Raw genomic sequence first — 26,844 nt, forward strand, 5'->3', positions numbered from 1 at the left:
CCGCGCAAGGCAACAAACGGCGCAAAAAAAAACTACACTATCGGCTGCTTCATTCTTCCCAGAGACCTAAAGTGAGAAAAGTTGTACGCGGCAAACTTCATGGCATCCGAGTAACCGGCGCCGACCTCGATTATCACGGCTCCATTACCCTCGATCCCGACCACTGCGAAGCGGCCGGTATTTTGCCCATGGAATTCGTCGACATCTGGAACAAAAACTCGGGCGCCCGCATAAGCACCTACGTTATTTACGGCGAACGCGGATCGCGCTGCTGCATCCTCAACGGCGCTGCAGCCCGTACCTGCCAACGCGGCGACGAGGTCATCATCTGCAATTCCGTGTACGTAACAGAGCGCGAAATCGAAGAGATCAAACCCGTTATCCTGACCTTCCATGCCGACAACAGCATCAATGAACGACTGGGCTACGACGTCTCCCGCGACGAGCAAGGCCGGCTGGCATTCAGCATTATCAAATTCGACTGAAGCCCATGGCGGCAAGCGGGCATGGCTTTGACAGCCCGGGCCCCAGGGCCGAGGCTTGCGCCTTTGGGCCGTCTTCATTGCCGGCACACGCCAAAGCGCATTAAACACAGTACAATCGCTTTTGCAGTACCAACCATTCGCTAGGGGTGTCGCGTTATCGCGACTGAGATAGTCCCTTTGAACCTGTGAGATCATCCTCGCGCAGGAAAGCGACGCAAACCAAAGGCACAACGCCCGCGCATCGCGCACCGTACCGCCCTGCTTGCACTTGTCGCGACCTGCCACTTTTTGCACGGCGCCACCATGACAAGTATTTCCTCCCCCACCAATCAGGCTCTTAGCCCAGTGCCCGCGGCCAACCGCGTCTTCGGTTGGTCCGAACATGCCTCGCTGTGGTTCAGCCTGGGGGTCGGCCTGCTGGTCATGCAAATAGGCGCCTACCTGGTTCCCGCCATAGGCACCCGGCAAGCCCTGGTCGCCGTGATTGCCGGCTCGATTATCGGCTCGGGGCTGTTGGCCTGGGTCGCCCGCACAGGATGCATCAGCGGTTTGTCCAGCGCGGGGCTGATCCATTCCACCTACGGCAGCGTCTTCGCCCGCTTGCCGGTCCTACTTAATATCGTCCAGCTATTGGGCTGGACGACTTTCGAACTGGTCATCATGCGCGACGGCACTTCGGCCATCTTGCGCCAGGCGTTCGGACTGAACCTGCAAGGCGCCGCCGGGCTGGTCATCACCACAGTCTTCTGGGGCGCCATCTTGATGGCCTTGCTGGCCGGCTCCATGATTACCTTGGTCAGGCGCTTTGTCAGCCGCGTCGGGCTGCCCCTGGTGGTCGCTTCACTGCTTTGGCTTAGCTGGCAGTTTGTCGGCCTGGCGCAAAGCCAGGGCCTGAGCACTATCTGGAACCGCCCCGGCGACGGCAGCATGGGGCTGTTTTCCGCCCTGGACCTGGTTATTGCCATGCCGGTTTCGTGGCTGCCTCTGGTTGCCGACTATGCGCGCCACGGCCGCAGCGGACGCGGCGCGCTGGGCGGGACATGGCTGGGCTATGCCATCGCCAACATCTGGTGTTACGGGCTGGGCGTGCTTGTGGCCAGCGTCTCGGCGCCCGGCATCGATCTGGTGGCGGCTTTGCTGCTGGCGCAAGGCGGCCTGGTTGCGCTGGGCCTGATTCTGATCGACGAGCTGGACAATGCCTACGGCGATCTTTATTCGGGATCGGTTTCGGCGCACAGCATCAAGCCGCGCTGGAGCATCCGCCGCTGGGGCATGCTGCTGGCGGTCGCCAGCACGGCTTTGGCATTGGTGCTGCCCATGCACAGCCTGGAACCCTTCCTGCTGCTGCTCAGCTCAGTGTTCGTGCCGCTGTATGGCGTCATACTTGGCCGCTTGGGAATGGGGCGGGCAGGCTTTATGCCGCAATCCCAAAAAATCAGCGTCAGCGCAGCGCTGATCTGGCTGGCCGGCATCGTGCTGTACCACGGCTTGGCCAAGTGGGCGCCCGGCATGGGCTCGGCGCTGCCGACCCTGGCCTTTACATTTGCGCTGGCCATCCTGACGCGGCCTCGCGCCGCACTCTTGCGCGAGACGGCCGCAGCCTGACCCAACCGCAGGCACGGGGGGCATCACGGTGAAGAACTACGGCCGAAAGGCCAAGGCTTCTTTGCCATGATGCGCACAAGCCTTCGGCAACTGGCCGATCTCTTGATATTAATCATGATGCGGCGCTTCGGAAGCTTCTACCATCTGAACGCATATTTATAACGCCGTCGCGGCAAATAAACGACTAGAAAGAGGAGCCTTTCATGGGCGAGCATCGCAAATTATGGTGGACGCTGATTGCCATCCTGGCAGTAACGTTCACGATACTTGGATTTTCAGGCGTCGAGATCTACAAAAAGGCGCCACCCATTCCTGAAAAAGTCGTTACCTCGGCCGGACAGGTGCTCATGACTTCCACCGACATCCTGAACGGCCAAACCGCGTGGCAAAGCACCGGCGGCATGCAAATAGGCTCCATCTGGGGCCACGGCGCCTACCAGGCGCCGGACTGGAGCGCCGACTGGCTGCACCGGGAACTGCTGGCCTGGCTGGACCTGGCTTCGCAAGAGCTGTATGCAAAGCCATTCAAACAGCTTGACGGCGACACCCAGGCCGCTCTGGAACACAAAGTCAAAACCGAATACCGCAACAACACGTTCAACGAGCAAACCGGCACCCTCATAGTTTCCGAACGCCGCGCCAAGGCCATGGCGCAGACGGCCGACTATTACCAGCGCCTGTACGGCGCCGCGCCTGAGCTGCAAGCAACGCGCGACAATTACGCCATGAAGGAAGACACCCTGCCCAGCGCCGAACGCCGGGCCGACTTGACCAAGTTCTTCTTCTGGACCTCATGGGCAGCTGCTACGCAACGCCCTGGCACCGATGCCACGTACACCAACAACTGGCCGCCCGAGCCGCTGATAGGCAACCACCCCACGCCCGAAAACGTAATCTGGTCGCTGGTCTGCGTCATTATCCTGATTGCCGGCATCGGATTCCTGGTGCTGGGCTGGGCCTTCTTGCGCCGGCATGAGCCCGAGCCGGCCAGCCCCGCCACCGACCCCATACTGTCCGTCGGATTGACCCCTTCGCAAAGAGCACTGGGCAAATATCTCGTGGTGGTCGTCGCCATGTTCATCGGTCAAATCCTGCTGGGCGGATTCACCGCGCATTACACAATTGAAGGCCAGCACTTCTATGGCATCGACGTGTCGCAGTGGTTTCCCTATTCCCTGACACGCACATGGCATCTTCAACTGGCCATTTTCTGGATCGCCACGGCCTTCCTGACGGCCGGGTTGTTTCTTGCTCCCATCATCAACGGCGGCAAGGATCCCAAATTCCAGAAGCTGGGCGTCAATGTACTGTTTTGCGCCTTGATCGTCGTGGTGGGCGGCGCCCTGCTCGGCAACTTCCTGGCTATCAAGCAAGTGCTGCCGGCCCAACTGAACTTCTGGCTGGGCCATCAGGGCTATGAATACCTGGACCTGGGCCGCCTGTGGCAAGTGGCCCTGTTCATCGGCATACTTTTCTGGCTGGGCCTGATGCTGCGCGCCATGCTGCCCGCGCTCAGGCAGAAAGGCGACAAAAATCTGCTTGCACTGCTGTGCACTTCGACCATCGCCATCGGCTTGTTCTACGGAGCCGGCCTGTTCTACGGCGAACGCACCCACATCACCATCATGGAATACTGGCGCTGGTGGGTCGTACACCTTTGGGTCGAAGGCATTTTCGAAGTCTTTGCCACAACCGCCCTGGCGTTCATCTTTTCCAGTATGGGCCTGGTGTCGCGCCGCATGGCCACGGCCTCCAGCCTGGCCGCCGCGTCGCTCTTCATGGTGGGCGGCGTACCCGGCACTTTCCACCATATTTACTTCTCGGGCACGACGACTCCGGTCATGGCCATCGGCGCCGCATTCAGCGCCCTGGAAGTGGTGCCGCTTATTCTTCTGGGCTACGAAGCCTGGGATCATTGGCGCCTGAAGGCCCGCGCGCCCTGGATGGAAAACGTCAAATGGCCCTTGATGTGTTTCGTGGCCGTCGCCTTCTGGAACATGGTGGGCGCCGGCGTATTCGGCTTCATGATCAACACGCCGGTCGCCTTGTTCTACCTGCAAGGGCTGAACACCACGGCAGTGCACTCTCATGCGGCGCTATTTGGCGTCTATGGTTTCCTTTCACTGGGTTTTGTACTGCTGGTGCTAAGGTATATCCGGCCTGGATTGCGCTTTAGCGACAGCCTGATGCGTACCGGATTTTGGTGGCTGAACGCCGGTCTTGTGCTGATGATAGCAACCAGCCTGCTGCCCATAGGAATCTACCAGTTCTACGCCAGCCTGAGCCAAGGCATGTGGTATGCGCGCAGCGATGCCTTCTTGCAGCAGGACTTCCTGGAAACCTTGCGCTGGGTGCGCACCTTTGGCGACGTCGTCTTCATTGTGGGCGGCGCGGCTGTTGCCTGGCAGGTGGTGATTGGCGTGCTGGGCAAAGGCGCCAGCGCCAGGGTTGGCAACAGTGCCGTTCTTGCCAAAGCACGGCGCTGATGCCAGCGTCCGAAACCGGCTGGCCTTCAGGCCGGCGGTCCGCCGGCCGGTTCGGATCACCTAGCCAGCAAAGCCGCCGTCGTCCAGGAAGGCCTGCTCTTCGGCAGTGGTAATCCTTCCCATGGCCGCATTCCGGTGCGGAAAGCGGCCAAATCGCTGGATAATATCCCGGTGTTCGACAGCCCATTTCAGATTGTCGCGTGCGAACCTCGTGTACAGACTGACCGAGTATTCTTGATCTTCCAGCGCCTCGGAGTGCATGAACGGCACGTATACAAACGACCTTAATGCCTCGTCGATGTGCTCGATCTGGCCTGAGTCGATGATTTCACGGGCATAGTAGCGAGCCAGGCTGTCGGTTGCAAACATATGCGCCGAGCCGCGAAAACAATTGCGCGGAAATTGGTCGAGCAGCAGCACCAAGGCAAGGCTGGCGTGCGGACTGTCGCGCCACGCATCTTTTTCGCGCCGGGCAGCCGCAAAGTGCAGGTCGGCGAATCGCTGATTGAACTCTGCATCGAAAGCCCGGTCCTTGGCAAACCACATTTTGGGCCCCGCCTCTCGCCAAAACTGTACGACCGCTTCCGCTTCGGGATGCCTGGCTGCTTCGACCGGCGCTGTCTCTTTACTCATATCTGCTCCATGAATACGGAAAAATTTCAGAATAACCCGTGGCTGCCGCTCCACAAAATAAAAAGCAGCCCGAAGGCCTGAGCCCCGGACTGCTTTTGTTCGCGCCGGATACCGGCTTGGCGCAAACGAACCGCTTTAGTCGGCTTAGAAGCGCATCTTCACATACAAAGAACCAACATGGTTGGTATTGCCGCTACCATACTGGCCGTTATAGCTCAGGCCCAATGCGGCGTTGCGCCCGATGGATGCTTCGACGCCGGCATCCACCAAGGCGGCGTTCTTGGCAATGGGTGCACCCGACACCTGGAACGAAGCACCGTTGCCCTGGATGAACGCCAGATTTCGGGTTGACGTTACGTCACCCGAAGCATGACGCCAGCCCAGTCCCGCAAACAAAGTCACGCGTTTGCCGGCACTTAGCTCCATTGTGGTCTTGCCACGCAGGCCCAAGGTAAAGGTAGTTACCGTGTCGGTCTGGCTATCGCTTCGCAATGCCGCCGATCCGCCCGACTCGCTGAAGCCCTGCATGCGCTGGCTCAGCCATACCAAGCCGGCATACGGTTCGACCACGCTGTTTGCGCCCACCGGCAAGGCATAGCCCAGCTCGGTAAAGAGTTGCGCGGAGTTTGCGTGGTAGTCGGCAGTAAGCTTTTGCCCGCCTGCCAAGGTGATGGAACGACGGCTGTCAAGGTTATGCCGGGTGTAAGCTGCACCGGCCAGGAAGTTGACGCTGCCCTTGCCTGTAGCCCAGCTATTGCCGCCATACAAAGACGCGGTATAGCTGCGAGCCTTGGTACGCGAGGAACGGTCGTCCACATCGATCTGGCCATCGGTAAAGCCCAGGGCTCCACCCACGCGCCAGCCCGAACCGACGGCCGTGTCGCCACCGATGAACACGCCGCCCATATTGGACTTGACCTTGGCGGCATTACCGTCATCGGACAAGGTATTCCAATTGCCCACGACCTGGGCCCACAGCGGCAAAGCCGCGGACTGAGGCATGCTGCCCGCCACCGGCGCACCGCCGGCCTGAGCGGTCGGCGCACCTGCCATCATGCCAACACCCAGATTGCCGCGCATGCGCTGAGCCACCGTGCGCTGGACCAGCCCGCCCGCGGCAAGCAATGCCGAGGATGTGCTGGCATGAACTTCGCCCGAAAGCTGGTTCATGGCCCCGGCTGTATCGGTGGACTGCAACGCCGCGTCGGCCGCGGTGTTCTTGCCCGCCACCGAAAGCACACCGTCCAATGTAGCGTTCTGGTTGCCGCTTAGTCCGGCCCGCTTTGCCTGCGCGGCCGAGTTATCGACCGACAGACTGACCTTGACGTCCTTGGCGCCGTACTTGACCGGATCGAGCTTGACCAGCGTACCGGCAAAACTGCTGTCCAGCGCCGGGGTAGGCTTGAAGGTATTCACGACTTCGCCACCGGGAGTTTGCACAATGGTGTAGTCATGATTCAGGACATAGCCGCCGTTGCCGTTCTCCTGGGCAACCGTCAAAGCGATATTCGACAGGTCGAAATTGCCGTTGCTGATCACGATCAAGTCGGACTTGCCTGCAGCATTCACTTCGGCCTTGTACGCCCCCGAGAAATCGGCGCTTGTACCGTAGACTTGCGTGCCCACGGAGTTACCGGGGCTTAGCGTGCCGCCGGAACCGCTCAATGCACCTTTAACATTCAGGTTGCCGCCAAGGGTAGACCCCGTGCCAACCGCAGCGTCCCCTTCAATTGTGATGGGAGTCCCGATGGTGCCCCCCTTAAGCGTCGAACCAACATTCAATACGACACTGCCGCCAATCGTGGTCGGCGCGCTTTGGCTGAATACATAATTCGAACCGTTGCCCAGAACCGTACCGCCAATGGTTGTTGGGCCATTGAACGTGGCCGTGCTGCCCGTCCCTGTCTGCACTCCACCACCGATGGTGGCGCCATTCTTAAAGGTAATGATCGAGTTTTCGCCGCCGAGCACGTTGCCGGCAATCGGCGCGCCGCCTTCATCCACGAACGTAGCGCCGTCACCTGTCGATGCATCATTGACACCCCAGATGATCCCTGCCCACTGAGCGCCGGTTTCGAGATTGAAGTTGGTTTTTCCGCCTTGGGTGCGTTCCCCCGACCCGCCCGCGACCAGACCGTCCATGTCGATGACGCTACCGGTAGAGACCGAACCCGCCTTCAAGCTCAGGTTGACAATGCCATCCATCCCATCAGCGGAACGGTTCACCTGAAGCAAGGTGCCGTTGTTGACCGTTAGATTCGAACCCGAGCCGATCGTGATGTCTTGTGTTTGCCCAGCTTGATTCAGTTGCGATGTGATCGCTGCGCCAGCCGATTCAGCCCGCACCCCGTTCAATACGACCGACCCGTTGTCTTGCACATAGACGGCAGAAGAGTTCGCACCGGTTGCCGCAATGGAACCGCCTTGCATGGTTACTTTACCGCCACCGCCGTAGACGCTGACGCCATGAGCATTACTCCCGCTGGTATTGACGGCAGTGTTGGTAGCGTTAATAATGCCGCCGGCCATCGAGCTATCTTTATCCGAACGCAAGCCGTCGGCCAAAGCTCCACTGGTCTTGATGGACGTATTGTTTACGCTTACCGTGCTGCCGTTTTTCGACAAGACACCAAAGCTGCCTATGGTTCCGCCCAGTGCTCCCCCGGTCGTAGTAATCGAGCCGTCATTAAGAGTCAGACCAGCCCCGCCTTCCGCAAACGCACCAAAGCCAGCAAGACCGCTGGTTGTAATAGCGGCGGAACTGGTGATGTTGCCCGTACGCTGGGAAAACAAGCCCCACGATTCATCGCCGGTAGTGGAGATAGTTCCGCCATTGATTTGAATAGTAGGCACCAGCGTTTCGCCCGAGGCGTTTGCCCACGCATGAACCGCATGCGACTTATTGCCTGTGGTCGAAATGGCTGTATTGGTCGTTGTAACCGATGCGCCTGTTGTAGCCAGAATTCCACGGGTATATTGAGTTCCAGTCGCACGAATAGAACCACCTGTCAGATCAACAACCGACTCGCTCCCTGCGGAGACTGCTACTCGTAAGTCCCCCGTACTGGCACCGGTGCCCCCCGTTGTGATATCGCTATTAACAACAGTGACTTTAGTTCCCGCATCTTGAGACAGAATACCTTCGCTAGTACCAGAACTGAGCGAGCTATTCTGAATATTCATAGTACTGCCATGACCGGCCCAGGCCGCTTCAGAGCTTTCGCCGGTAGTGCTTATCGTAGCGTTTGTCAACTGAACATTGCCAGCATATAGTGTGCTCCCAACGTTCCCTCCAGCTTGCGCGCCGGTACTGTTGACTCCCCGAGTTGTAATTTTGGTTCCGGTAGCTTTGATAGTGCCACCTAAAGCGACAAGCCCTGCTGCGGCCTCATGCGGCGCGGCAACGTTTGGATTACCAATAATACTTATGCTTCCGCGATTCAATACGGTTTCACCACCATCGTAGGCCCAAGCGCCATCGCCAACATCACCGGTCGTCGTAATAGTGAGATCGTTAGCGGTAATTTTGGAGCCCGCACCCGAGGAGTAGACACCATAGGCCATAAAGCCAGCGGTATTAACTGAGCCGCCATTAAGCTCGACCTCGCCGCCATTAGTTGCATAAGCTCCATAGCCGCGCTCGTTGCTGGTCGTGATTGTTGTGTTGTTTTTCGTAACAACTTTCGACCCTGTATTCGTGGCATGAGCCCCAAAAGCCCACGTTCCAATAGTTTCGATGATTGCACCGTCAGCGGTAACCAACCCTCCCTTTTCGGCCAGCATTGCACTTGCCGATCCTTCTCGAGTGTGATTGCCCTCAATCCGGATCTTTGCTCCATTAACCTCAACGGAATTGCCAGCGCTCTTGGCAATAACGCCATGGCTACCGTGACCCCACTCATTGAAGGTGCCAGTCGTGGTCACAGATCCGCCGTTCAGGACCACCTTGCCGGCGGGAAAGCCAGACTCATCATTGCTCTCTACGAATACGCCGAAACCGCCCTTACCTTCCGTTCTGATATCTGCCGAGCTGATTATCTGACCGCCACGCGTTGAGTACAAGCCCCACGCTTTATCACCAGTTACCTTAACCGTAGTACCGCTACCCAGCGTGATTACTGGTATACCATCGCTGGTATTCGCTATCCATGACTGCACTGCGTGCGCGTCGGTCCCAGAAGTGCTGATAGCAACGACCCCATTAGTTTCGAGTTTCGCTCCAGTGCTTACTAGAATGCCCTTGCCTTTGGAGCCTGCCCCTGTAACGCTGCCGCCGTTAAGAATTACTTGCGCATTATCACTGGCCTTCACGGCCCAAACATTGGTGCCGCTACCATTAATTACGTAATTTTGATCCGTTACGTCACAAGTAGAAGATGACGTGCAATTCAGCGTTAGTGCAGGATCAGCCGCCGCCACCCCATAAACCCCCATCAACGCCGCCGCCAACGTCGTGACGCGCACAACCGCCAATTTCTTGTTCAAACTGCTCATATTCACCCCTTGCTGTGAAGTTTTATGTCGCGATTGTTTTCGCTACCAAAACGCGCCCCGGAACGCATCTTTTTTTCGTTACAAACGTAAAATTAGTGTATCCAAACACAATTTTTGTATGTATCTTGCAACACACTAAAGCAAAGGTATCGTTACAACTAGGGCAAAAACCCTAGGTCGGGGCATTTTGGCGGTTTGGATGGGGATAAAAATGGCACTGTATTTAGGGCGAAAAATATTCGGAAAAGCGCTGATTTTTCACCTTATTCGCATACCGGCTTGCTTGGTAATCCGCATTAACTCTATGGTTCCGATGGTTTTACATGCATATGCAATAAAAACCAAAAGGCCCCAAAAACCGGGATGAATATCCGAGTTTTGGGGCCTAACCTAAAGCCTAATAAATCAATCTACCAATTTGACGTTAATTAACCACTCTTTTCGGCCTATATAAATTTTGTCAGATATGAGTTAAGGAAAATACAGCCAAAAAGGCTAGCGGCCCGCCTGTTTCGCGGTGATCCCATTGGCCATACCCATATTGGTATTGGGAAAGTCGGTGATGCGGGCACGGACTTCTTCCAGCGCTACGCCGGTGGCCTCGTGCGCAGTTTTGCCCAGTGCGGCGATCAGCGCGGCTTTTTGCTCTTCGGTACGTCCCGCAATCAGATCGATTTCGTAGGTCACGTTGGGAATGTCGAACTGTCCGGCGCTTAAATAGTGGCCTTTAGGCAGTTCATGCAGCGTGATCCGCACGCTGGCCAGGGACGAACCCAGGGTCTTCACAACGGTATCGCTCGAACGCAGCAACAATTGCTGCTTCTGATCTTCGGTCAAACCCGGGGTAGCTGTAATGGTAAGGAAAGGCATAAAAGTTCCTAAAAGGGGGTAAGAAGAGCCATGATTCGAATAAATCGCAAACCATTATCGCTGGATGCCGACGTCTTGTACAAACTCCGTTGTCTGCCAGTAGCCGCAGCATGAGGCTGCCCCCCCCTGCCCCGTCCCACAGCATTGCGCGCAAGAACAACTGCCGAAGCTTTACCGAATGAACCATTTCGCCCAGAATGCGTCCTTTAATAGGGAAACCGCCAGATCAAGCAGCCAGGCATAATAAGCAGCGTTGGCTTTGGCGCAGCGACACAAGCCACCTACTTAACGGAGCATAAATGGATTGGCAGCAAGAAGTGATCAATAGCGGTGTCTGGGTAGTGAAGGCTTATGTCATCACCACGCTGGTGTTCGGGCTTACTGTCTGGGCCCTGGCGAAATTCACTGTTTGGGGCGGCCATTTCTGGAGCATTACCGGCGGATATTTTTCACCCAAGCGCAGTTGGCGCCCTATTTTGGCCGTTGCGCTTATTCTGCTATTGACCTTGTCCGCCGTGCGCCTGGATGTGCTGTTTTCCAATTGGTACAACAGCATGTATACCTCGCTGCAAAAGCTGGACGAAGTCGCCTTCTGGGCGGCCATGTGGCTGTTTGCCGTGCTGGCAACCACACATGTCATTCGTTCTTTGTTCGACTTTTACGTGCAGCAGGCGTTTACCATCCACTGGCGCGTATGGCTGAACGAACAACTGCTTTCAGGCTGGCTGAACGAGCAATCCTACTACCGCAGCCAATATCTGGATAAATCCATAGAAAACCCGGACCAGCGTATCCAGCAAGACATAACCGTTTTTGTCGAGTCGTCCCTGACGCTATCCATGGGCGTAGTCAATGCCCTGGTCTCGACCATTGCGTTTACCGCCATTTTGTGGGGTTTGTCGGGGCCGCTGGCCATTATGGGGGTCGACATACCGCGCGCCATGGTTTTCCTGGTTTTCCTATATGTAATTATCGCGACGGTGTTCGCCATACATATCGGGCGCCCGCTAATTCTGCTGAACTTTCTTAACGAACGCTTCAACGCCAACTACCGGTATGCCTTGGTGCGCCTGCGTGAATACTCTGAAAGCATTGCCTTTTATGCCGGCGAACGGGTTGAAGGCGCTCTGTTGCGCAGCCGGTTTGCCCAGGTAATCGGCAATGCCTGGGCCATTGTTTACCGGTCTTTGAAGTTTCTGGGCTTTAACTTTACCGTCACGCAAGCGGCTGTGGTTTTTCCTTTCATTATTCAGGCGCAGCGCTTTTTTACCAAGCAGATCAGCCTGGGCGACCTGATACAGACAGCGCAAGCCTTTGGGCGTCTGCAGGACAACCTTTCGTTTTTCCGCAATGCTTACGACAACTTCGCCTCGTACCGCGCCACCCTGGACCGGCTTACCGGCTTTCGCGGTGCAATTGAGCAGGCCAGGCAACTACCGGAACCCGACGTCAGCGAGCAAGGCCAACGCCTGGCGCTCGAATCGCTTACCGTTACCACCCCGAACGGTCGTCTGCTGATAGAAAATCTGAACCTGGATATTTCCGAAGGACAGCCCTTGCTTATACGCGGCCCATCGGGCGCGGGCAAAACCACGCTGTTGCGCGCTATTGCAGGCCTATGGCCTTACTGTCACGGAAAAATCATCCGGCCGGCCACCGGCGCGTTATTCCTTTCGCAGAAGCCCTATATCCCGCTAGGCAGCCTGCGCGATGCACTTTATTATCCCCAGGCTTTGCCCGGCCTGAAAGAAGCCCCGCCAATGCCCGATGAGTCCGCCGCGGCCGGGCACGGAGCCCCCAGCAACCTGGATGCCATCCTGCCCCCCTCCGACTCGGCGGCCGAAACCATGGACGCCACCCATGACGAGCAAGCCCGCAAAGTATTGCGGCAGGTGCAGCTTGGCCATCTTGCCGATCGCCTGGACGAAACGGCCGACTGGGGCCGAATCCTGTCTTTGGGCGAACAGCAACGGCTGGCTTTCGGCCGCTTGTTGCTGGCCAAGCCGATTGCAGCCTTTCTGGACGAGGCCACATCGGCCATGGACGAAGGGCTTGAAGATGCGATGTACCGGCTGGTACGCGAGCAGCTGCCGCAAATGGCGCTGGTCAGCGTCGGCCACCGCAGCACTCTTCTTGTCCATCATCCGCGCCAACTGACACTGAAGCTGGAAGGCGCCTGGGAGCTTTCAAACTCATAACGCGTTACCCTTGTTAAAGCGTCGTTTGAATACGCGTGAACCCGGCAACGCATTCACGCAGTCACAATGACGCCAGGCAAGCAAGCCCTTTGACTTTTACATCAACTACAACACGCCACAGAACCATGAACTACGCCCTTATCAAACACCTGCACATCACCGCCGCCGTCCTGAGCATTCTGTTTTTCGTCTTGCGGGCCTACTGGTCTGTCGCGGGTTCAGCCCGTTTGCAAGGACGCTTCGTAAAGATCGCACCGCACGTCATCGACACCGTGCTGCTGGTATGCGGCGTTATCCTGGCCTCGATGATAGGCGCCGACCAGCCCTGGATATTGGCAAAAATCGTCGGCCTCATTCTGTATATAGGCGTAGGCACCATCGCTATCAAGCGCGGCAAGACGCCCGGCACGCGCGCCATTGCAGCCATCATTGCCGTGCTGATTTTCTTTTATATCGTCGGCGTCGCCATTAGCCACAATCCTTTATCGTGGTTCGCTTAACGTCCATTTCCGCCGAAAATGCGCAAATCGAACTCAACTTCGACAACGATGTCAATGCCGAAGACAAACTGAACGGCATGAACATGAACGACACTATCAAGAACGACACTCTCCAGAAGGAGACCTCAAAAAACGGCCGCGTCCGTGTTCCTCCGTATGAAACCATCGCCCTGGTCTTGCAAGGCGGAGGCGCGCTGGGCGCGTACCAGGCCGGTGTATTCCAGGGGCTGGACGAGGCCGGCATTGCACCGAACTGGCTGGCCGGCATTTCCATCGGCGCCCTGAATACGGCCGTCATTGCCGGCAACCCTCCGGAAAAACGCGTTGAACGCTTGAACGAGTTCTGGCAGACCATTTGCCAACCCAATGTCAGCCTGGAAATGTGGCCGGGAATGGAGCAGGCGTTCTCGGGCATCAACGACTATATGCGCGGCGCGATGAATGCCATAAGTGCCACGAATACAGCCCTGCGAGGGCAAAAAGGATTTTTCGAGCCGCGCTTTCCTTCGCCGCTGTGGGGCCATTCGAGCTCGCCCGAAGATGCCAGCCTTTACAGCATACATCCGCTGAAAAGCACGCTCGAGAGGCTTTGCGATTTCGACCGGATCAATGAGAACGCAAGCGAGCTGCGGGTTTCCGTGGGCGCTGTCAATTTGCGCACCGGCAACTTCACATATTTCGACAATCGCAAGATCAAGCTCAGGCCCGAGCACTTCATGGCCTCGGGCGCGCTGCCGCCCGCCTTTCCCGCCGTTGAAATCGACGGTGAACACTATTGGGACGGCGGCCTGGTGTCGAACACGCCGCTGGCCTATGTGCTGGAATCGCGCCCCTTGGAAGACACCCTGGCCTTTCAGGTAGACCTATGGAGCGCGCGCGGCGCCGCGCCCACCAATCTGGAAGAGGTGGCCGACCGGATCAAGGAAATTCAATATTCAAGCCGAACCCGCATGGTCACCGACCAGTTGCGCCGGGCGCAGAATTTCAGGCGCCTTCTGCAACGCATGCTGGACGATCTGCCCAAAGACGTGCGCGACCATGCGGCCTATTGCAAGGTCGCCCAGGAGCTGGCCTGCAGCAAACGCTATAACGTCATCCACCTGATCTATCAGGACAAGGCTTATGAAAGCCATTACAAAGACTTTGATTTCAGCCCGGCCAGCATGCAAGAACACTGGCACAGCGGCCTGGAAGACATCCGGTCGACGCTGAGTACGCGCCATTACCTGGCCATGCCCGACAACGAGTCAGGCTTTGTGACTCACGACGTGCACAACAGGGAAAAGGAAAAAAATTAGCGCCGGCCCAGTACCACCGCGCCTGTCAGCACGAAGACAGTTCCCAGCAACTGCATTGATGTAATCGGTTCATCAAGCAGCCAGGCCGCCAAAAACAGTACCGACACAGGGCCGATAAGCCCCAATTGCGCTGTCATGGGCGCGCCAATTCGGGCCACCGCCCACATAATCATGAACGTGGGCGCCACCGTGTTGACGGTGGCATGAATGAACGACAACTGATACACCGGCCACACTTGCTGCAAACCTGCCCAGGAGTGCACCCAAAAAAACTGAATCAAGGTAAACACCGACGAGACAGTCATGGCATAGGCAACCAGCCGGGTCGCCCCCACGCGCTTGATCAACTCGCCCGAGCCTATAAGATAAAACGCATACGAAAACGCCGAAGCCAGCACAAAGCCAGCGCCCATCAACACGCCTTCGCCGCTGAACGACAGATCCTGCAAGAACACCAGCACTACGCCAACGTACGACAACCCAAGGGCGACCCATTGCTTGCCGGCGATAGCCCGCTTGAAATACAAAGCGGAAATCAGCAGCACAAACGTGGGCGATAAAAACAGAATCAATCGCTCCAGCCCGGCCGAGATGGTTTGCAAGCCCAGGAAGTCCAGGAAGCTGGACAAGTAGTAGCCAATGAATCCCAGCACGATCAACTGGGCGCATTCTTTAGCCGTCAAGCGCGGAATCAGCCCAAGGCGGGCTTTGCGTGCCTGGAACCACCCTATCGCCAGGAAGAACGGCAAAGACAACAACATGCGAAAACCAATGATGGTGACGGCGTCCACCCCATAACGATAGGTCAGCTTGACGACGACCGCCTTGGCGGAGAACAGAATCGCCCCCATTCCGGCCAATAGAAAACCTGCCCAGAACTCTTTAGGACGCGAAGAAACCAGAGAACGAAAAAACAAGGACATATCCAAATAAAAGATAGCGGCACAACGTTATACACGATGCCGTGCGCAAGCACCGCGCAAAGGCAGAAAAGCGGCTACTTCAGACAGGACTTCAAACCAGATCAAGAACGGCCGGGCGCCGGCTGCCGCGGCCTGCGCCCCATTTGCGGTCAGGAGTTTGTCAGTAAATATTGACCCGACGATTATTGCTTAGGCAAATAAATCGGTTTAAAATTGTAGCCATGGAATATTACCAGCCCACTCCCGAATCGCTAGGTGTCGACGAAAATATCGGGCACCTGTTGAAGCTTGCCGTGTCGTCGGTGACGCGCAAGGCCGACCAAGCTGTGGCGCCGCTGGGACTGACTGCCATGCAGTGGCGCCCTCTGGTCATTTTGCGCTATCGTGGCATTAATACCCCGGCCGAGCTCGCGCGCCTGGTCAACGTGGACACCGGCGCCATGACGCGCACGCTCGACCGTCTTGAAGGCAAAGGCTTTCTTACCCGCCAACGCTGCCAGGAAGACCGCCGGGTGGTCCTGCTGGCGCTTACGACCAGTGGCCACGACGTCGCCGCCAAGATTCTGCCGGCAGTCGCGGCAACGCTGAACACCCACCTGGAAGGATTCTCCAAGGCCGAAGTCAACCAGCTTATCGGCTATCTGCAACGCATCATTGTCAACGGAGGCTTTACCTTCGACTGCGGCGGCGGCAAAGAGCATTCAAAAAATACTGCTTGACCTTTTTTAGCGGCACCGAAATTTTTCAATAAAGTATTCTGCACGACACATCGCCTCTTTATCGCGTAATGATTGCCTAGTCAGATACCAACCCAGCAACTATATTCAGCTTATTGTCAGCAATGAAATCTGTATTGCCTCTCTTGCTCGCTCTGTCTCTGGCAGGATGCGCCGCCATCGATCCCGGCAAAGCGTCATTAACCGAAATCCCGGGCCCGCAATTGGGACTGAAGGCGAACGCGGTCGCTTGGCCGCATACCCAATGGTGGACCCGCTACGGCGATCCTCAATTGGATCGCCTCATGGAGCGGGCCCTGGCCAACAATCCGTCGCTGGCCGCGGCCCGCGCCCGCCTTGACCTGGCCAATGCCGCGGTTGCTGGCGCACATGCCGTACAACTGCCGCAACTGGACCTTGCCTATAACCAATCGCGCCAACGCTTTTCGGAGAACTACATTTATCCGCCTCCCTACGCGGGCTCCATGTTCACCGACAGCTCGCTGCGCTTGAACGCCGGCTTCGACCTGGATCTTTGGGGCAAGAACCGAACAAAATACGCCGCGGCCGTTTCCCGCGTCGAAGCCAGCCAGGCCGACTTAGCGGTGGCGCGCAACGTGCTCGCAGCCAATGTCGTACAAAGCTATTTCAATTTGCAGAATGCCCTGACCCAGGCCCAGGTGCTGGGCGAGATTGCCGCGCAGCAAGCCAATGTGCTGTCCATTACACGCGACAGGGTCAAGGCGGGACTGGACACCCAGGTGGAAGTCAACCAGGCCGACTCGGCCTACTCGGCCGTCAAGGTCCAGTTGAACCAGGCCAGGACCAATGCCCAGTTGCTGCGGCATCAACTGGCTGCACTGACCGCTCAAGGGCCGGACCAGGAAAATGGCATTTCGCAGCAGCACCTGGCGCCAGCCCCGCAAGGCGTGCCGGCGGCGCTGCCCCTGAACCTGCTTGGCAGGCGTCCCGATATCGTCGCCGCCCGGCGCCAGGTCGAGGCGGCCACCAGCGAAGTCTCGTCGGCCAAGGCCGCTTTTTATCCCAATGTAAACCTGTCTGCCTTCGCCGGATTCCTGTCTTTGGGCCTGGGCAACCTGCTTAAAGACGACAGTCTGGTATATGGCGCCGGCCCCGCAATTACACTGCCGATTTTTCATGGCGGTGCTCTGAATGCCCAACTTAGCGGAAAGAAGGCCGAACGCGACCTGGCCATCGCCAACTACAACCAGACGCTGCTGGGCGCCGTGCGCGAGGTGGCCGACGCCACAGCGTCGATCCGTGCATTGCAACAGCAGATAGCAGACCAGCATGCAAGCTATTTGGCCATTGCATCTGCCTACGAGATCGCCGTGCAACGCTATAAATCGGGCCTCGGGAATTTCGTTCAAGTATTGCAGGCGCAAAGCGAAATGCAAAAGCAGGCGTTGCAAGACATTAACTTGCAAGCGCGCGCCTATAACCTGGATGCCCAACTGGCGGTGGCATTGGGCGGCGGCTACAACGAAGCTCGGCCGAACGCCGCCACCGCTGCCCAAGCGCCCGCCGCAGCCGAACAGCCCTCTTCCACGCCTGGCGCCAAATAGCTGCAAGCCGGGTCGTTCCTCAATTCCGAAACACCTAACGCGAAACGCTTATGTCATCCGTTACCTCAACGAATCCGAAACGCAAACGTCTACTTGCTACCGCAGCACTAGTCTTCATTCTTCTGGGCGTAGCCTACGCCATCTGGTGGTTCATCTTTGCCGCCCACTACGAGAGCACGGACGATGCCTACGTCCATGGCAATATCGTACAGGTTACGCCGCAGATTTCAGGCACTGTCATTGGCATTGAAGCTGACGACACACAACTCGTGACCAAGGGTTCGCCCCTGATCAGGCTGGATTCCACCGATACCGAAGTTGCGCTCATGCAGGCGCAGGCCGCGCTGGCCCAGGCCGTGCGCCGCACGCGCACACTGTATGTACAGAACGAATCGCTGGAAGCCGATATCGCCATGCGCCAGGCCAATGTCGACCGGGCGCGGGCCGATCTAGCCAAAGCTGAAAGCGATTTAAAGCGGCGCCAAACGCTGGCACGCTCGGGCGGAGTCAGCGGCGAAGAAATCTTGCACGCGCAGACCGCGGTGAAGGCTGCCCAGGCAGGCCTGGCACAAACCAAAGCTTCCCTGGCTGCCGCCAATTCAACCCTGCGTACCAACCAGGCGCTGACCGCCAACACCACCGTCGCCAAGCATCCCGACGTATTGCAGGCCGCAGGCCAACTGCGCAAGGCCTGGCTGGCCAATGCCCGCACCGAACTGCGGGCGCCGGTTGACGGCATGGTTGCCGAGCGCTCGGCGCAGGTAGGCCAGCATGTAGCTCCCGGCACTCCGCTCATGACAGTCATTCCCCTGCATCAGGTTTGGGTGGAAGCCAACTTCAAAGAAGTGCAGGTTCGCAAAATGAAGCCGGGCCAGAAAGCCACCCTGACCGCCGACCTGTATGGCGGCAAAGTGGTGTATCACGGTACGGTACAAGGCCTTGCTGCCGGCACCGGCAGCGCTTTCGCCCTTCTGCCGGCGCAGAACGCCACCGGCAACTGGATCAAGGTCGTGCAACGCGTGCCGGTGCGTATTGCACTGGACCCTAAAGACATTGACGCCCATCCGCTGCGCATCGGCTTGTCCATGCAGGTAGAAGTCGATCTGGCCAGCAGCGCAACGCCGGAAGGCGCCGCCACACCCAACACCACCCTGAAGACCAACGTTTACGCCGAGGGCGCACAAGGCGCCGACGCCTTGATCAACCAGATCATCCAGGACAATCTGGGATCATGAGCGCCGGCAATTCTTCCAGCTCGTCGGCGGACAAGCCGTTACCGCCAGGCGTCTATGCCCCGCTAGAAGGCCGGATGCGCACATTCGGCACCATAGCGCTGTCGTCGGCCGTGTTCATGAACGTGCTGGACTCCTCCATTGCCAATGTGTCCATCCCGACCATAGCTGGCGACCTTGGAGTCAGCATTACACAAGGCACCTGGGTCATTACCTCATTTGCCGTGGCCAACGCCATTACCGTGCCGCTTACCGGCTGGCTCACACAGCGTTTCGGACAGGTTCGCCTGTTCGTCCTGTCAGTGCTGCTGTTCGTCATCTCGTCGTGGCTGTGCGGATTTGCCTGGTCGCTTGAGTCACTGGTTTTCTTTAGGATCGTGCAGGGCGCCGTAGCCGGCCCGCTTATCCCTTTGTCGCAATCCCTGATGCTGGGCAGCTATCCCAAGGAAAAAGCGGGCATGGCCCTGGCGCTTTGGTCCATGACGGTCTTGGTCGGCCCTGTCGTCGGCCCGCTGCTGGGCGGCTGGATCTCCGACAATATAAGCTGGTCATGGATCTTCTACATCAATGTCCCTGTGGGCCTGCTGGCCGGCTGGGCCTCCTGGCAAATCTATAAGGATCGCGACTCGGTGCGTCGAAAGCTGCCTATCGACCGTACCGGCCTTGCGCTGCTTGTCGTGTGGGTAGGCGCTTTGCAGCTTATGCTGGACAAAGGAAAAGAGCTGGAGTGGTTCGAAAGCACCGCCATCACAATCATGGCGGTGGTCGCCGTTGTGGCTTTCGTGTTCTTCATAATATGGGAACTGACGGACAAGCATCCTATTGTCGACCTGACGCTGTTCAAGGTGCGCAACTTCAATGCGGGCGTCATTACCGTGTCCATCGTATACGGCGTCTTTTTCGGCACGGTCGTGCTGCTTCCCCTGTGGATGCAGAATACGCTGGGCTACACGGCCACCGACGCCGGAATCGCTTCAGCCCCGGTGGGCATACTGGCTATCATTCTCTCGCCCTTCATCGGCAAGATGCTGCAAAAGCACGACCCGCGCTATATCGTAACGGGCGCCTGCCTGCTGTTCTCACTGATCAGTTTCATGCGGGCCGACTTCACGCCGCAAGTCACGATCTGGGACATCATGTGGCCCACCTTCATACAGGGTGCGGCCATGGCGATGCTGTTCATTCCCTTGACCACCATCAGCTTGTCGGGCCTGGATCCTCATCGCATCCCGGCTGCCGCGGGGCTGTCCAACTTCGTACGCCTGCTGTTCGGCGCATTCGGCACGTCCATTACGACCACGCTCTGGGAAAACCGCGCCAGCCTGCACCATGCGCAGCTTACTGAGATAGTGCGCCCTGGCGAACCAGCGTTCGACCACATCGTGAGCGGCTTGCAGCGCCAAGGCCTAAGCACCGGCCAGTCGCTATCCTTGATAGACAGGCTGATTCAGCAGCAAGCCTTCACCATGTCGGCGGTGGATATTTTTTATGCCTCGGCCGTACTGTTTCTGTTTTTGATTGGACTGGTATGGTTTGCCCGGCCCAAACGCAACCAAGCCGCCAGCGCGGAAGCGGCGGGGGTGCATTGAAACAAAGCGCCGGGCATAAAGCGCTGCGCTTACACCAGGCAGGCTTTAATGCGCTCGGCCATGGCCTTGAGTTCGTCCTGAGGCGCAAGCACAGCGGCGTGCATGCGCAATACCGTACCGGCGGCGTGAGGAATGACATGAAAGTGGCAGTGCGGTACGGTCTGCCCCGCCGCCGCGCCGTTCAACTGAGCCACATGCAGGCCTTCGACCCCCAGGGCCTTCTTGACGGCAATGGCTATGCGGCGCGTGGTCCGGATGCAGGCTTGCGCGCCCGCTTCCGATAAATCCAGCAAATTGACGGCCGCTTCTTTGGGCACAATCAAGACATGCCCCGGCGCCTGGGGCATCAAGTCCATGAACGCCAAGGTCTCGGTATCTTCATACACCGCAATGCAGGACGCCTCGCCACGCAAAATCTTGGCAAATATATTGTTGCTGTCGTAAGCCATCTTCAAAACCTCAACGTCTTTAAATTATCGTCAAACCGTACGGCGCAAGCCGCCGCTTGTTATGCATGTTACATCGGAACGAGCCTTGGCCGGCGCGCCTGCGAAATTCCGCTAGCCGGCAAACAGAGCGCCCCGCACGACCGCGCAAAGCGAAAAAATGTAAAATTGCACCAGGCTTTCAAGCGTGGACGACCTCGCTTTACTCTCTCGACCGTGGTGACGGCACCACCCTTGGAAAGATGCAATGCAAGTGTATCAACGCAGTATCAAAGAAAGAATAGTGCACGCCCTTCTGTTCGAAATCCTGGCAATCGGAATATCCGCCCCCTTGGCGGCCTGGCTCACCGGCAAGAGCATCGTCAGCATGGGCATCCTGACAGCCGTCATCGCCTTCATGGCCATAGTCTGGAACATGCTCTACAACTGGATGTTCGACAATCTGCAAAATCGCTATCGGTTCGAACGCACGGTGTGGATCCGAATGCTGCATGCTTGCGGATTCGAGCTTGGCCTGATCCTGGTCGCCGTACCGTTCGTGGCGTGGTGGCTTGACGCCACGCTGCTGTATGCCCTGATCACAGACATCGGACTCGTCCTGTTTTACTTGCCTTACGCCTTCTTTTTCAATTTGGGCTACGACAAGCTAAGAGAACGGTTCATTCCCTCTGCGTAGCATTGGCTCCGCCGGCTTTCGGACCGCCCGCAATAGATGCGGGCGGCTTTGCCGGGGTTGGACTGAATAGCGGCGACGCGGCTCAACAACGCCCTTTTTTCGCTTGTCCGGGCGGACAAAATCCCCCATCCCTGTTGTCATGCGGATAGCGGTCGTAGTATCCATCGTGGTCGTAATAGCCGCCACGGTCGTGAACATATCCAACGCACCCCGACATTGCGGACAACATCAAGGCAATCAATAGCAATCTCATCGTTATCTCTTAGTGTTTGTAACGTTATTGATTCTAGCCATGGCTTGGGCCCGGGGTCTTGCAAACCGTAACCAAGAGTCTCATTCGATAAGAACACTATGGCGGCTCGCCTCAAGCGGATATATTTGGATGCGCTTATCGCCGGTCCTGTCGGCCATATGTCCGATTGATGCGAGAGCACCAGCCAAACATACTGAGTCATGCAAATACCCGGTGCTAATGTCTGTTCTGGCACGTTCGCAAATCGGGCACAACGGTCCGCTCGGACCGTACACAAACCTCATCGGTTAGACGAGATCGGCCCAATGCGGCCGGCCGCCGCATTTCATCTTGGCGGTCTTACAGCGACACTTAGCTTCGCAGTCCTGCAAGACGGAGGACATACGCACATGATCGATAAACGACCCAATGGCCATATGGATATAGAACTGGAAGCCGCATGGAAAAAACTGCTTGGAATCTTTATGCGCGAAGACTCGACGGTTGCGGAAGAGTACCTGTACGACTCTCACTCCACCTTGAGCTTCAACAATAACAAGCTGATTCAAATCCTGGAGTGGGCGCGCGGCGCCCATCTTATAGAGCCCGCAGAAGAAATCGGCCGAATCCGCTTGACGCCACAGGGCAAGAACGGCTGGCGCAACACACGGGACACGCCCTGAGCCGTCGCGCCATGGAGGCGGCGTTGTGGCCGCATAGACGGCACGCGCAAAAAAGCCGAACCCAATGCATCAAAGGGTTCGGCCTTGTTTGCTTGATAGCCTGGCGCCGGCCGTCAAGGCCGGCGCCAATGCATCAAATAACCTGGATCATAGTGGCTTGAGGGCCTTTCTGTCCTTCAGCAGCGACGAATGAAACGCGCTGATTCTCTTCAAGAGATTTGTGGCCAGAGCCCTGGATTTCGCTATAGTGCGCGAAAAGGTCTTTGCCGCCGGATTCGGGCGTAATAAAGCCAAATCCTTTGTCATTGTTGAACCATTTCACGATGCCAATTTCTGTTTTCAATGTAAGTCCTAAGTAAAAGAGGAAATTATCCCTATAGCACTATGGACTGTAAAACGGCATAACACAACCATTATTTTTGTTTGATGCAATCGCCGGGCCGCACTTTCACGGTTCTTTGCCCCAACGTGGTTCAATTGCCACAAAATGCGCTCTATATGAAGGCTGACGGCGCAAAAAGAAAAAAGCCCCGACGCTTACGCGCAAGGGCTTGATTTCCTGCTGAATTCTTGGCTCCCCGAACTGGGTTCGAACCAGTGACCTGCGGATTAACAGTCCGTCGCTCTACCGACTGAGCTATCGGGGAATTAAAGAAGCAAGACTATAGCATATATCTTTTTAGTCGTGCAAGTCGGGCCAAAACACACCATGCAAAATGCTGGAAAGACAGGCAGGCGACTTTTAAATTTGCGCCAAAATGGCCCTAGCTTCGTTCTTTACATCTTAACATGGACGCAACTTGCACATTCTATACATGAAGCAAAGTCATCTAAATAAGAGTCATTTCTATCTATACTGGTATCTGCCGACTAACACCTCGATAAAACACATAGAACATGACTAAAAACACATCTCAAATCTACCGTGCCGACCATATCGGCAGCTTTCTTCGCCCCCAGTACCTGCTTGAAGCGCGTGAGCAATTCGCCAAAAAAGCCATCAGCGCCGAACAATTGCGCCTGGTCGAAGACAAAGCCATTGCCGAAATTGTCAGATTCCAGGAAGAAGTGGGCCTGAAGACCATCACCGACGGCGAGTTCCGCCGCACGTATTTCCATGTCGACTTCCTCAAACAAATTGGCGGCGTGCAAAGCGACGAGCCTTTCACCATTGAAAAGCCGGACGGCACCCTGGAATTGGCGCCGCCTACCATCCGTGTCGTCGACAAAGTCCGGCATGCCAAGGACATTCAACTGGCGGACTTCAATTACCTGAAAGGCCAGATTTCCGAGGGACATACCGCCAAAGTTACCATCCCCTCTCCCACCATGCTGCATTTTCGCGGGGGCCGTGCAGGCATCAGCCGCGACGCCTACCCGGAATTGGAACCCGATTTCTATCAGGACGTGGCCAACGCCTACGGCGATGAACTGCGCTCGCTGGCAGCGGCGGGCTGCACCTATGTCCAGATGGACGACACCAATCTGGCCTATTTGTGCGACGAGAAGATGCGTGAAGCCGCCCGCTCGCGCGGCGACGATCCCAACGAATTGCCATTGCGCTATGCCCGCTTCATCAACCTGGTGGTAGACCAGAAACCCGCAGGCATGACGCTGGGCATGCATCTGTGCCGCGGAAACTTCAAAAGCACGCATGCAGCCTCCGGCAATTACGAGCCTGTCGCCGAAGCGCTATTGTCAGCGATGAACCTGGATACCTATTTCCTGGAATACGACGATGATCGCAGCGGCGACTTCCGCCCCCTGCGGTTTTTGCCTAAGGACAAGCTGGTTGTGCTTGGACTGGTCACGACCAAGGTTGGCCAGATGGAGTCCAAGGATGACTTGAAGCGTCGTATCGAGGAAGCCTCCAAGTATGCGCCGCTGGATCAATTGGCCTTGTCTCCGCAATGCGGATTCTCCAGCACGGTGCATGGCAACAACATTGCGGTTGAAGACCAGCGCAAGAAGCTGCGCCTGGTCGTTGAAACAGCCCAAGAGGTCTGGGGCGACAACTAGGCTTGGTTTTATAACTTCGAATTAGCGGTAAAAAAAGCGCCTTATCGGCGCTTTTTACGTATACGAGGCAAGTTACATTTGGAGACGATAAGGAATCCGGTGGACCCTCCTTCGGGCCACCCAATGTTTTTGCGCTTTGGCGCCATTAATAACCAACATGCGGTTCGGGCGAGTGCATTCGTCTGTCAGTGAATGGAAACACCATGACCTACGAAACCAATCAAAGTATATTGTCGGCGATTCGCGAGGTCGAACGCTGGGTCCATACCGAAGGAACATCACCCAAGCCGGCCGCCATTGCGCAAGAAATCGTGCGTATCGGCAAGGACATAGGCGGAACCAAGCAGCGGGCCCTGCTGGCTGCCTTCGGCTTGTTGGCCGGCGGCCTGGAGATCAACCCCCACAATATCGCCTGGCTGATCCAGGACGGCTATGTCGGCTACCCGACCGCGCCGACCTTCGATATCTAAGGCTTGATCTTGCACGAAGGCTCCGGCGGCACAATGCCCCAGGTCACTTCGATGGCAGGACTTTTGGCGGACGACCACGGTATATCGACAACCCCGCGCCATTGAGCCTTGTCGTATAGCTTGATCAAGTCGGCCGCGGGCTCGCCGCGCGTCGTGGTGCTGTAAACAACCAACACTCCGCAATCCAGCGCCGTCGCCGGACTCAGCCAAGGCGACTCGAAATAATTGGCGTCAATGAAGACCTGGGTGTGCGGTTCGGCATGAACGGCAATGTTGCCGCCAAGCCATGTATCGGAAGCGACCAGGCCCAGCGGCAGCTGCGGTACATGTTCATGCCATACTTTTTGCATCTCAGCTGAAATAATAGCGCCCGGAAATGTGGAGCGCGCGGTCCGGCCCGAGTAATAAGCCAAGGGTCCGCGCGCCAGCGCGTAGCCGACGGCCATGAGCACGTGCACCGCAACAACCAGTACTAGGGTCCGGCGCAAATTGACGCGCTCGTTGCCAAACAGCCACCACAGCGCAAAATAGCCGTACAGCATGAAAAAAGTGCTGGCCCACGAGGCCACCAGCCGGGTACCAAGCAAAGCCGACACCAGCAAAGTAAGCACGAAGGGCCCCAGGCCTATCCACAACAGAAACGAACGGTCCCAGGCCGACATGTCTTTGGCGTAGCTTTCCGGGACGGCGCTAAACGAAAACCCGCCAGCCTGGCTTCCCGGACTGCTAGCACGCCCGGGGAAGCGCAGTACATTCCTGGCGCCTTGCCGCGGCATGGCTGCGTTTTCACCCCCTGCCAGAGTCTTGCGGACCTGCCTGGCGTCGCGCCTGATCCAGTAAAGCAAGGCCAACCACACCAAGACCATGGGGCTTAGCCGGGCCAGTTGGTCCAGCGTAAAGTCCAGCATGTCTTGCCAGACCTCCCAATAGCCGCTGGCAGCTATTGAGCTGTCGGCATACAACAAGGGCGCGAAATTGTGCTTGGCCAGCCAATACAAATGCGGCGACAACACCGCTATATATGCCGCCAACGCATAAGCAATACCCTTAAAGGTTGCCGCCTGGCGCAAATGCCCCTGACGCAGCATAAAACAAAAAAACACGGCAAACTGGATTAGAGCGCTGTATTTGGTCATTGTGGACAAAGCGCAGACAGCGCCAAGCCACAGCCAGGAACTGCGTTTCTGATAACGCAAGGCGCGGTAAAGCAGCCAGGTAGCGGCGGCTATGGACCACAACTGAGCCGTATTGTGGTTATAAATGGTGCCGCGCAAAGAAAAATATATGGTGGTCGACACCATCAGGGTGGCAATCAGCGCGCGCCGCGGCGTGGTGAATTCACAGCCCAGCAACCAGACAAACCACAAGGCCAACGCCGAAAAAATCTGGCCGGCAAAGAAAGTAAGCCACACGGGCTTGCCGACCACCGAGGTCAATGCATAAAGCACCCAGGAAGGAAAAGGCGGGTGCTTGTAATAGCCAAGCTCGAAGCTAGAGGCCCAAACGAGCTCTTCCATTCCGTCCAGGTCGGGTGCCCGATGGCTGACGCCGCACAGCACAGTCCACAACACAACCATTCCCAACAGCAGCAAAAAAAACCGCCATTTCAGGCCGTTGCGCATGTTTTCACGACCGGGTATGCCGTGCATGCCCACTACCTTGTTTATCATATCGACTGTCTCTCGAACCGAAGCTTAATTTCT

Annotated in this window: 21 protein-coding genes, 1 tRNA gene, 1 pseudogene and 1 riboswitch; of the genes and pseudogenes, 14 read left to right on the forward strand and 9 right to left on the reverse strand. The window is 57.1% G+C overall.

Annotated features, from left to right (window positions below; all coding sequences use genetic code 11):
* Window positions 1-71 precede the first annotated feature (71 nt).
* From panD to DFR37_RS02280, 3 genes are all read left to right on the forward strand, one after another.
* Complete coding sequence (gene panD / locus DFR37_RS02270; protein ID WP_113931615.1) at window positions 72-485, forward strand: aspartate 1-decarboxylase; 414 nt, start codon at window positions 72-74, stop codon at window positions 483-485.
* A 132-nt stretch (window positions 486-617) separates the two neighbouring features.
* Window positions 618-710, forward strand: a riboswitch (TPP riboswitch).
* A 78-nt stretch (window positions 711-788) separates the two neighbouring features.
* Window positions 789-2,090: a purine-cytosine permease family protein gene (locus DFR37_RS02275; protein ID WP_113931867.1), complete on the forward strand. Its 1,302-nt coding sequence runs from the start codon at window positions 789-791 to the stop codon at window positions 2,088-2,090.
* 203 nt (window positions 2,091-2,293) lie between these two features.
* A complete protein-coding gene (locus tag DFR37_RS02280) occupies window positions 2,294-4,576 on the forward strand; it encodes a nitric-oxide reductase large subunit (protein WP_113931616.1) in 2,283 nt (760 codons plus the stop codon).
* Between the two features lie 60 nt (window positions 4,577-4,636).
* Here DFR37_RS02280 and DFR37_RS02285 read toward each other — a convergent pair whose 3' ends face one another.
* From DFR37_RS02285 to DFR37_RS02295, 4 genes and pseudogenes are all read right to left on the reverse strand, one after another.
* Window positions 4,637-5,209 carry a DUF924 family protein gene (locus DFR37_RS02285; RefSeq protein ID WP_113931617.1) on the reverse strand — a complete coding sequence of 191 codons (573 nt, stop codon included), beginning with the start codon at window positions 5,207-5,209 and terminating at the stop codon, window positions 4,637-4,639.
* 144 nt (window positions 5,210-5,353) lie between these two features.
* Complete coding sequence (locus DFR37_RS22945; protein ID WP_170139804.1) at window positions 5,354-8,062, reverse strand: autotransporter outer membrane beta-barrel domain-containing protein; 2,709 nt, start codon at window positions 8,060-8,062, stop codon at window positions 5,354-5,356.
* A 558-nt stretch (window positions 8,063-8,620) separates the two neighbouring features.
* Window positions 8,621-9,703, reverse strand: a pseudogene (locus tag DFR37_RS23630) (hypothetical protein); the annotation flags it as partial.
* A gap of 495 nt (window positions 9,704-10,198) precedes the next feature.
* Window positions 10,199-10,573 (reverse strand): tautomerase family protein, encoded by a 375-nt coding sequence (locus tag DFR37_RS02295; RefSeq protein ID WP_113931619.1) that lies wholly within the window; start codon window positions 10,571-10,573, stop codon window positions 10,199-10,201.
* Between the two features lie 299 nt (window positions 10,574-10,872).
* Here DFR37_RS02295 and DFR37_RS02300 point away from each other — a divergent pair, with 299 nt between their 5' ends.
* From DFR37_RS02300 to DFR37_RS02310, 3 genes are all read left to right on the forward strand, one after another.
* Window positions 10,873-12,771: an ABC transporter ATP-binding protein/permease gene (locus tag DFR37_RS02300; RefSeq protein ID WP_113931620.1), complete on the forward strand. Its 1,899-nt coding sequence runs from the start codon at window positions 10,873-10,875 to the stop codon at window positions 12,769-12,771.
* Between the two features lie 125 nt (window positions 12,772-12,896).
* Window positions 12,897-13,271 (forward strand): SirB2 family protein, encoded by a 375-nt coding sequence (locus tag DFR37_RS02305; RefSeq protein WP_113931621.1) that lies wholly within the window; start codon window positions 12,897-12,899, stop codon window positions 13,269-13,271.
* Window positions 13,272-13,354: 83 nt separating this feature from the next.
* Complete coding sequence (locus DFR37_RS02310; RefSeq protein WP_379881325.1) at window positions 13,355-14,569, forward strand: DUF3734 domain-containing protein; 1,215 nt, start codon at window positions 13,355-13,357, stop codon at window positions 14,567-14,569.
* Here DFR37_RS02310 and DFR37_RS02315 read toward each other — a convergent pair.
* Window positions 14,566-15,492, reverse strand: a complete 927-nt coding sequence (locus DFR37_RS02315) for a DMT family transporter (RefSeq protein ID WP_113931622.1) — start codon at window positions 15,490-15,492, stop codon at window positions 14,566-14,568. The two genes, DFR37_RS02310 and DFR37_RS02315, sit on opposite strands and share 4 nt — an antisense overlap.
* 221 nt (window positions 15,493-15,713) lie before the next feature.
* Between DFR37_RS02315 and DFR37_RS02320 the strand changes: the two genes are divergently transcribed.
* From DFR37_RS02320 to DFR37_RS02335, 4 genes are all read left to right on the forward strand, one after another.
* Window positions 15,714-16,211, forward strand: coding sequence for a MarR family winged helix-turn-helix transcriptional regulator (locus DFR37_RS02320; RefSeq protein ID WP_113931623.1), 498 nt, complete (start codon window positions 15,714-15,716; stop codon window positions 16,209-16,211).
* Window positions 16,212-16,333: 122 nt separating this feature from the next.
* The gene (locus DFR37_RS02325; RefSeq protein ID WP_113931624.1) at window positions 16,334-17,794 is read left to right on the forward strand and encodes an efflux transporter outer membrane subunit; all 1,461 of its coding nucleotides are present in this window, start codon (window positions 16,334-16,336) and stop codon (window positions 17,792-17,794) included.
* A gap of 50 nt (window positions 17,795-17,844) precedes the next feature.
* Window positions 17,845-19,029 (forward strand): HlyD/EmrA/EmrK family protein, encoded by a 1,185-nt coding sequence (locus DFR37_RS02330; RefSeq protein ID WP_113931625.1) that lies wholly within the window; start codon window positions 17,845-17,847, stop codon window positions 19,027-19,029.
* On the forward strand, window positions 19,026-20,615 hold the full coding sequence (locus tag DFR37_RS02335; protein WP_113931626.1) for a DHA2 family efflux MFS transporter permease subunit: 1,590 nt from the start codon (window positions 19,026-19,028) through the stop codon (window positions 20,613-20,615). The genes DFR37_RS02330 and DFR37_RS02335 overlap by 4 nt, the downstream gene beginning before the upstream one ends.
* 29 nt (window positions 20,616-20,644) lie before the next feature.
* On the opposite strand, the gene DFR37_RS02340 is transcribed toward DFR37_RS02335, so the two are convergent.
* A complete protein-coding gene (locus DFR37_RS02340; protein ID WP_113931627.1) occupies window positions 20,645-21,064 on the reverse strand; it encodes an HIT family protein in 420 nt (139 codons plus the stop codon).
* A gap of 244 nt (window positions 21,065-21,308) precedes the next feature.
* Between DFR37_RS02340 and DFR37_RS02345 the strand changes: the two genes are divergently transcribed.
* Both DFR37_RS02345 and DFR37_RS02350 read left to right on the forward strand, forming a co-directional pair.
* On the forward strand, window positions 21,309-21,737 hold the full coding sequence (locus DFR37_RS02345; protein WP_113931628.1) for a multidrug/biocide efflux PACE transporter: 429 nt from the start codon (window positions 21,309-21,311) through the stop codon (window positions 21,735-21,737).
* 642 nt (window positions 21,738-22,379) lie between these two features.
* Window positions 22,380-22,652 carry a hypothetical protein gene (locus tag DFR37_RS02350; RefSeq protein WP_113931629.1) on the forward strand — a complete coding sequence of 91 codons (273 nt, stop codon included), beginning with the start codon at window positions 22,380-22,382 and terminating at the stop codon, window positions 22,650-22,652.
* A 133-nt stretch (window positions 22,653-22,785) separates the two neighbouring features.
* Here the strand turns inward: DFR37_RS02350 and DFR37_RS02355 are convergent, their stop codons facing one another.
* Window positions 22,786-22,995: a cold-shock protein gene (locus tag DFR37_RS02355; RefSeq protein ID WP_113931630.1), complete on the reverse strand. Its 210-nt coding sequence runs from the start codon at window positions 22,993-22,995 to the stop codon at window positions 22,786-22,788.
* Between the two features lie 228 nt (window positions 22,996-23,223).
* A tRNA-Asn gene (locus DFR37_RS02360) sits at window positions 23,224-23,299 on the reverse strand.
* A gap of 250 nt (window positions 23,300-23,549) precedes the next feature.
* Between DFR37_RS02360 and DFR37_RS02365 the strand changes: the two genes are divergently transcribed.
* The gene (locus DFR37_RS02365; protein WP_113931631.1) at window positions 23,550-24,671 is read left to right on the forward strand and encodes a 5-methyltetrahydropteroyltriglutamate--homocysteine S-methyltransferase; all 1,122 of its coding nucleotides are present in this window, start codon (window positions 23,550-23,552) and stop codon (window positions 24,669-24,671) included.
* A 203-nt stretch (window positions 24,672-24,874) separates the two neighbouring features.
* On the forward strand, window positions 24,875-25,141 hold the full coding sequence (locus DFR37_RS02370) for a hypothetical protein (protein WP_113931632.1): 267 nt from the start codon (window positions 24,875-24,877) through the stop codon (window positions 25,139-25,141).
* Here DFR37_RS02370 and DFR37_RS23230 read toward each other — a convergent pair.
* The gene (locus DFR37_RS23230) at window positions 25,138-26,811 is read right to left on the reverse strand and encodes a glycosyltransferase family 39 protein (protein ID WP_242341675.1); all 1,674 of its coding nucleotides are present in this window, start codon (window positions 26,809-26,811) and stop codon (window positions 25,138-25,140) included. The two genes, DFR37_RS02370 and DFR37_RS23230, sit on opposite strands and share 4 nt — an antisense overlap.
* Window positions 26,812-26,844 lie beyond the last annotated feature (33 nt).

Source organism: Eoetvoesiella caeni (genome assembly GCF_003315175.1).
In the GTDB taxonomy this organism is placed as follows: domain Bacteria; phylum Pseudomonadota; class Gammaproteobacteria; order Burkholderiales; family Burkholderiaceae_B; genus Eoetvoesia; species Eoetvoesia caeni.

Excerpts from the sequence above, each read along its gene's own strand:
- DFR37_RS02335 (WP_113931626.1), top strand. The coding sequence starts at position 19,026 with ATGAGCGCCGGCAATTCTTCCAGCTCGTCGGCGGACAAGCCGTTACCG.
- DFR37_RS02315 (WP_113931622.1), bottom strand. The coding sequence starts at position 15,492 with ATGTCCTTGTTTTTTCGTTCTCTGGTTTCTTCGCGTCCTAAAGAGTTC.
- DFR37_RS02350 (WP_113931629.1), top strand. The coding sequence starts at position 22,380 with ATGATCGATAAACGACCCAATGGCCATATGGATATAGAACTGGAAGCC.
- DFR37_RS02330 (WP_113931625.1), top strand. The coding sequence starts at position 17,845 with ATGTCATCCGTTACCTCAACGAATCCGAAACGCAAACGTCTACTTGCT.
- DFR37_RS02300 (WP_113931620.1), top strand. The coding sequence starts at position 10,873 with ATGGATTGGCAGCAAGAAGTGATCAATAGCGGTGTCTGGGTAGTGAAG.
- DFR37_RS02275 (WP_113931867.1), top strand. The coding sequence starts at position 789 with ATGACAAGTATTTCCTCCCCCACCAATCAGGCTCTTAGCCCAGTGCCC.
- DFR37_RS02285 (WP_113931617.1), bottom strand. The coding sequence starts at position 5,209 with ATGAGTAAAGAGACAGCGCCGGTCGAAGCAGCCAGGCATCCCGAAGCG.
- DFR37_RS02340 (WP_113931627.1), bottom strand. The coding sequence starts at position 21,064 with ATGGCTTACGACAGCAACAATATATTTGCCAAGATTTTGCGTGGCGAG.
- DFR37_RS02370 (WP_113931632.1), top strand. The coding sequence starts at position 24,875 with ATGACCTACGAAACCAATCAAAGTATATTGTCGGCGATTCGCGAGGTC.
- DFR37_RS02305 (WP_113931621.1), top strand. The coding sequence starts at position 12,897 with ATGAACTACGCCCTTATCAAACACCTGCACATCACCGCCGCCGTCCTG.
- DFR37_RS02320 (WP_113931623.1), top strand. The coding sequence starts at position 15,714 with ATGGAATATTACCAGCCCACTCCCGAATCGCTAGGTGTCGACGAAAAT.
- DFR37_RS23230 (WP_242341675.1), bottom strand. The coding sequence starts at position 26,811 with ATGATAAACAAGGTAGTGGGCATGCACGGCATACCCGGTCGTGAAAAC.
- DFR37_RS02310 (WP_379881325.1), top strand. The coding sequence starts at position 13,355 with ATGAACGACACTATCAAGAACGACACTCTCCAGAAGGAGACCTCAAAA.
- DFR37_RS02345 (WP_113931628.1), top strand. The coding sequence starts at position 21,309 with ATGCAAGTGTATCAACGCAGTATCAAAGAAAGAATAGTGCACGCCCTT.
- DFR37_RS02365 (WP_113931631.1), top strand. The coding sequence starts at position 23,550 with ATGACTAAAAACACATCTCAAATCTACCGTGCCGACCATATCGGCAGC.
- DFR37_RS02280 (WP_113931616.1), top strand. The coding sequence starts at position 2,294 with ATGGGCGAGCATCGCAAATTATGGTGGACGCTGATTGCCATCCTGGCA.
- DFR37_RS02325 (WP_113931624.1), top strand. The coding sequence starts at position 16,334 with ATGAAATCTGTATTGCCTCTCTTGCTCGCTCTGTCTCTGGCAGGATGC.
- DFR37_RS02295 (WP_113931619.1), bottom strand. The coding sequence starts at position 10,573 with ATGCCTTTCCTTACCATTACAGCTACCCCGGGTTTGACCGAAGATCAG.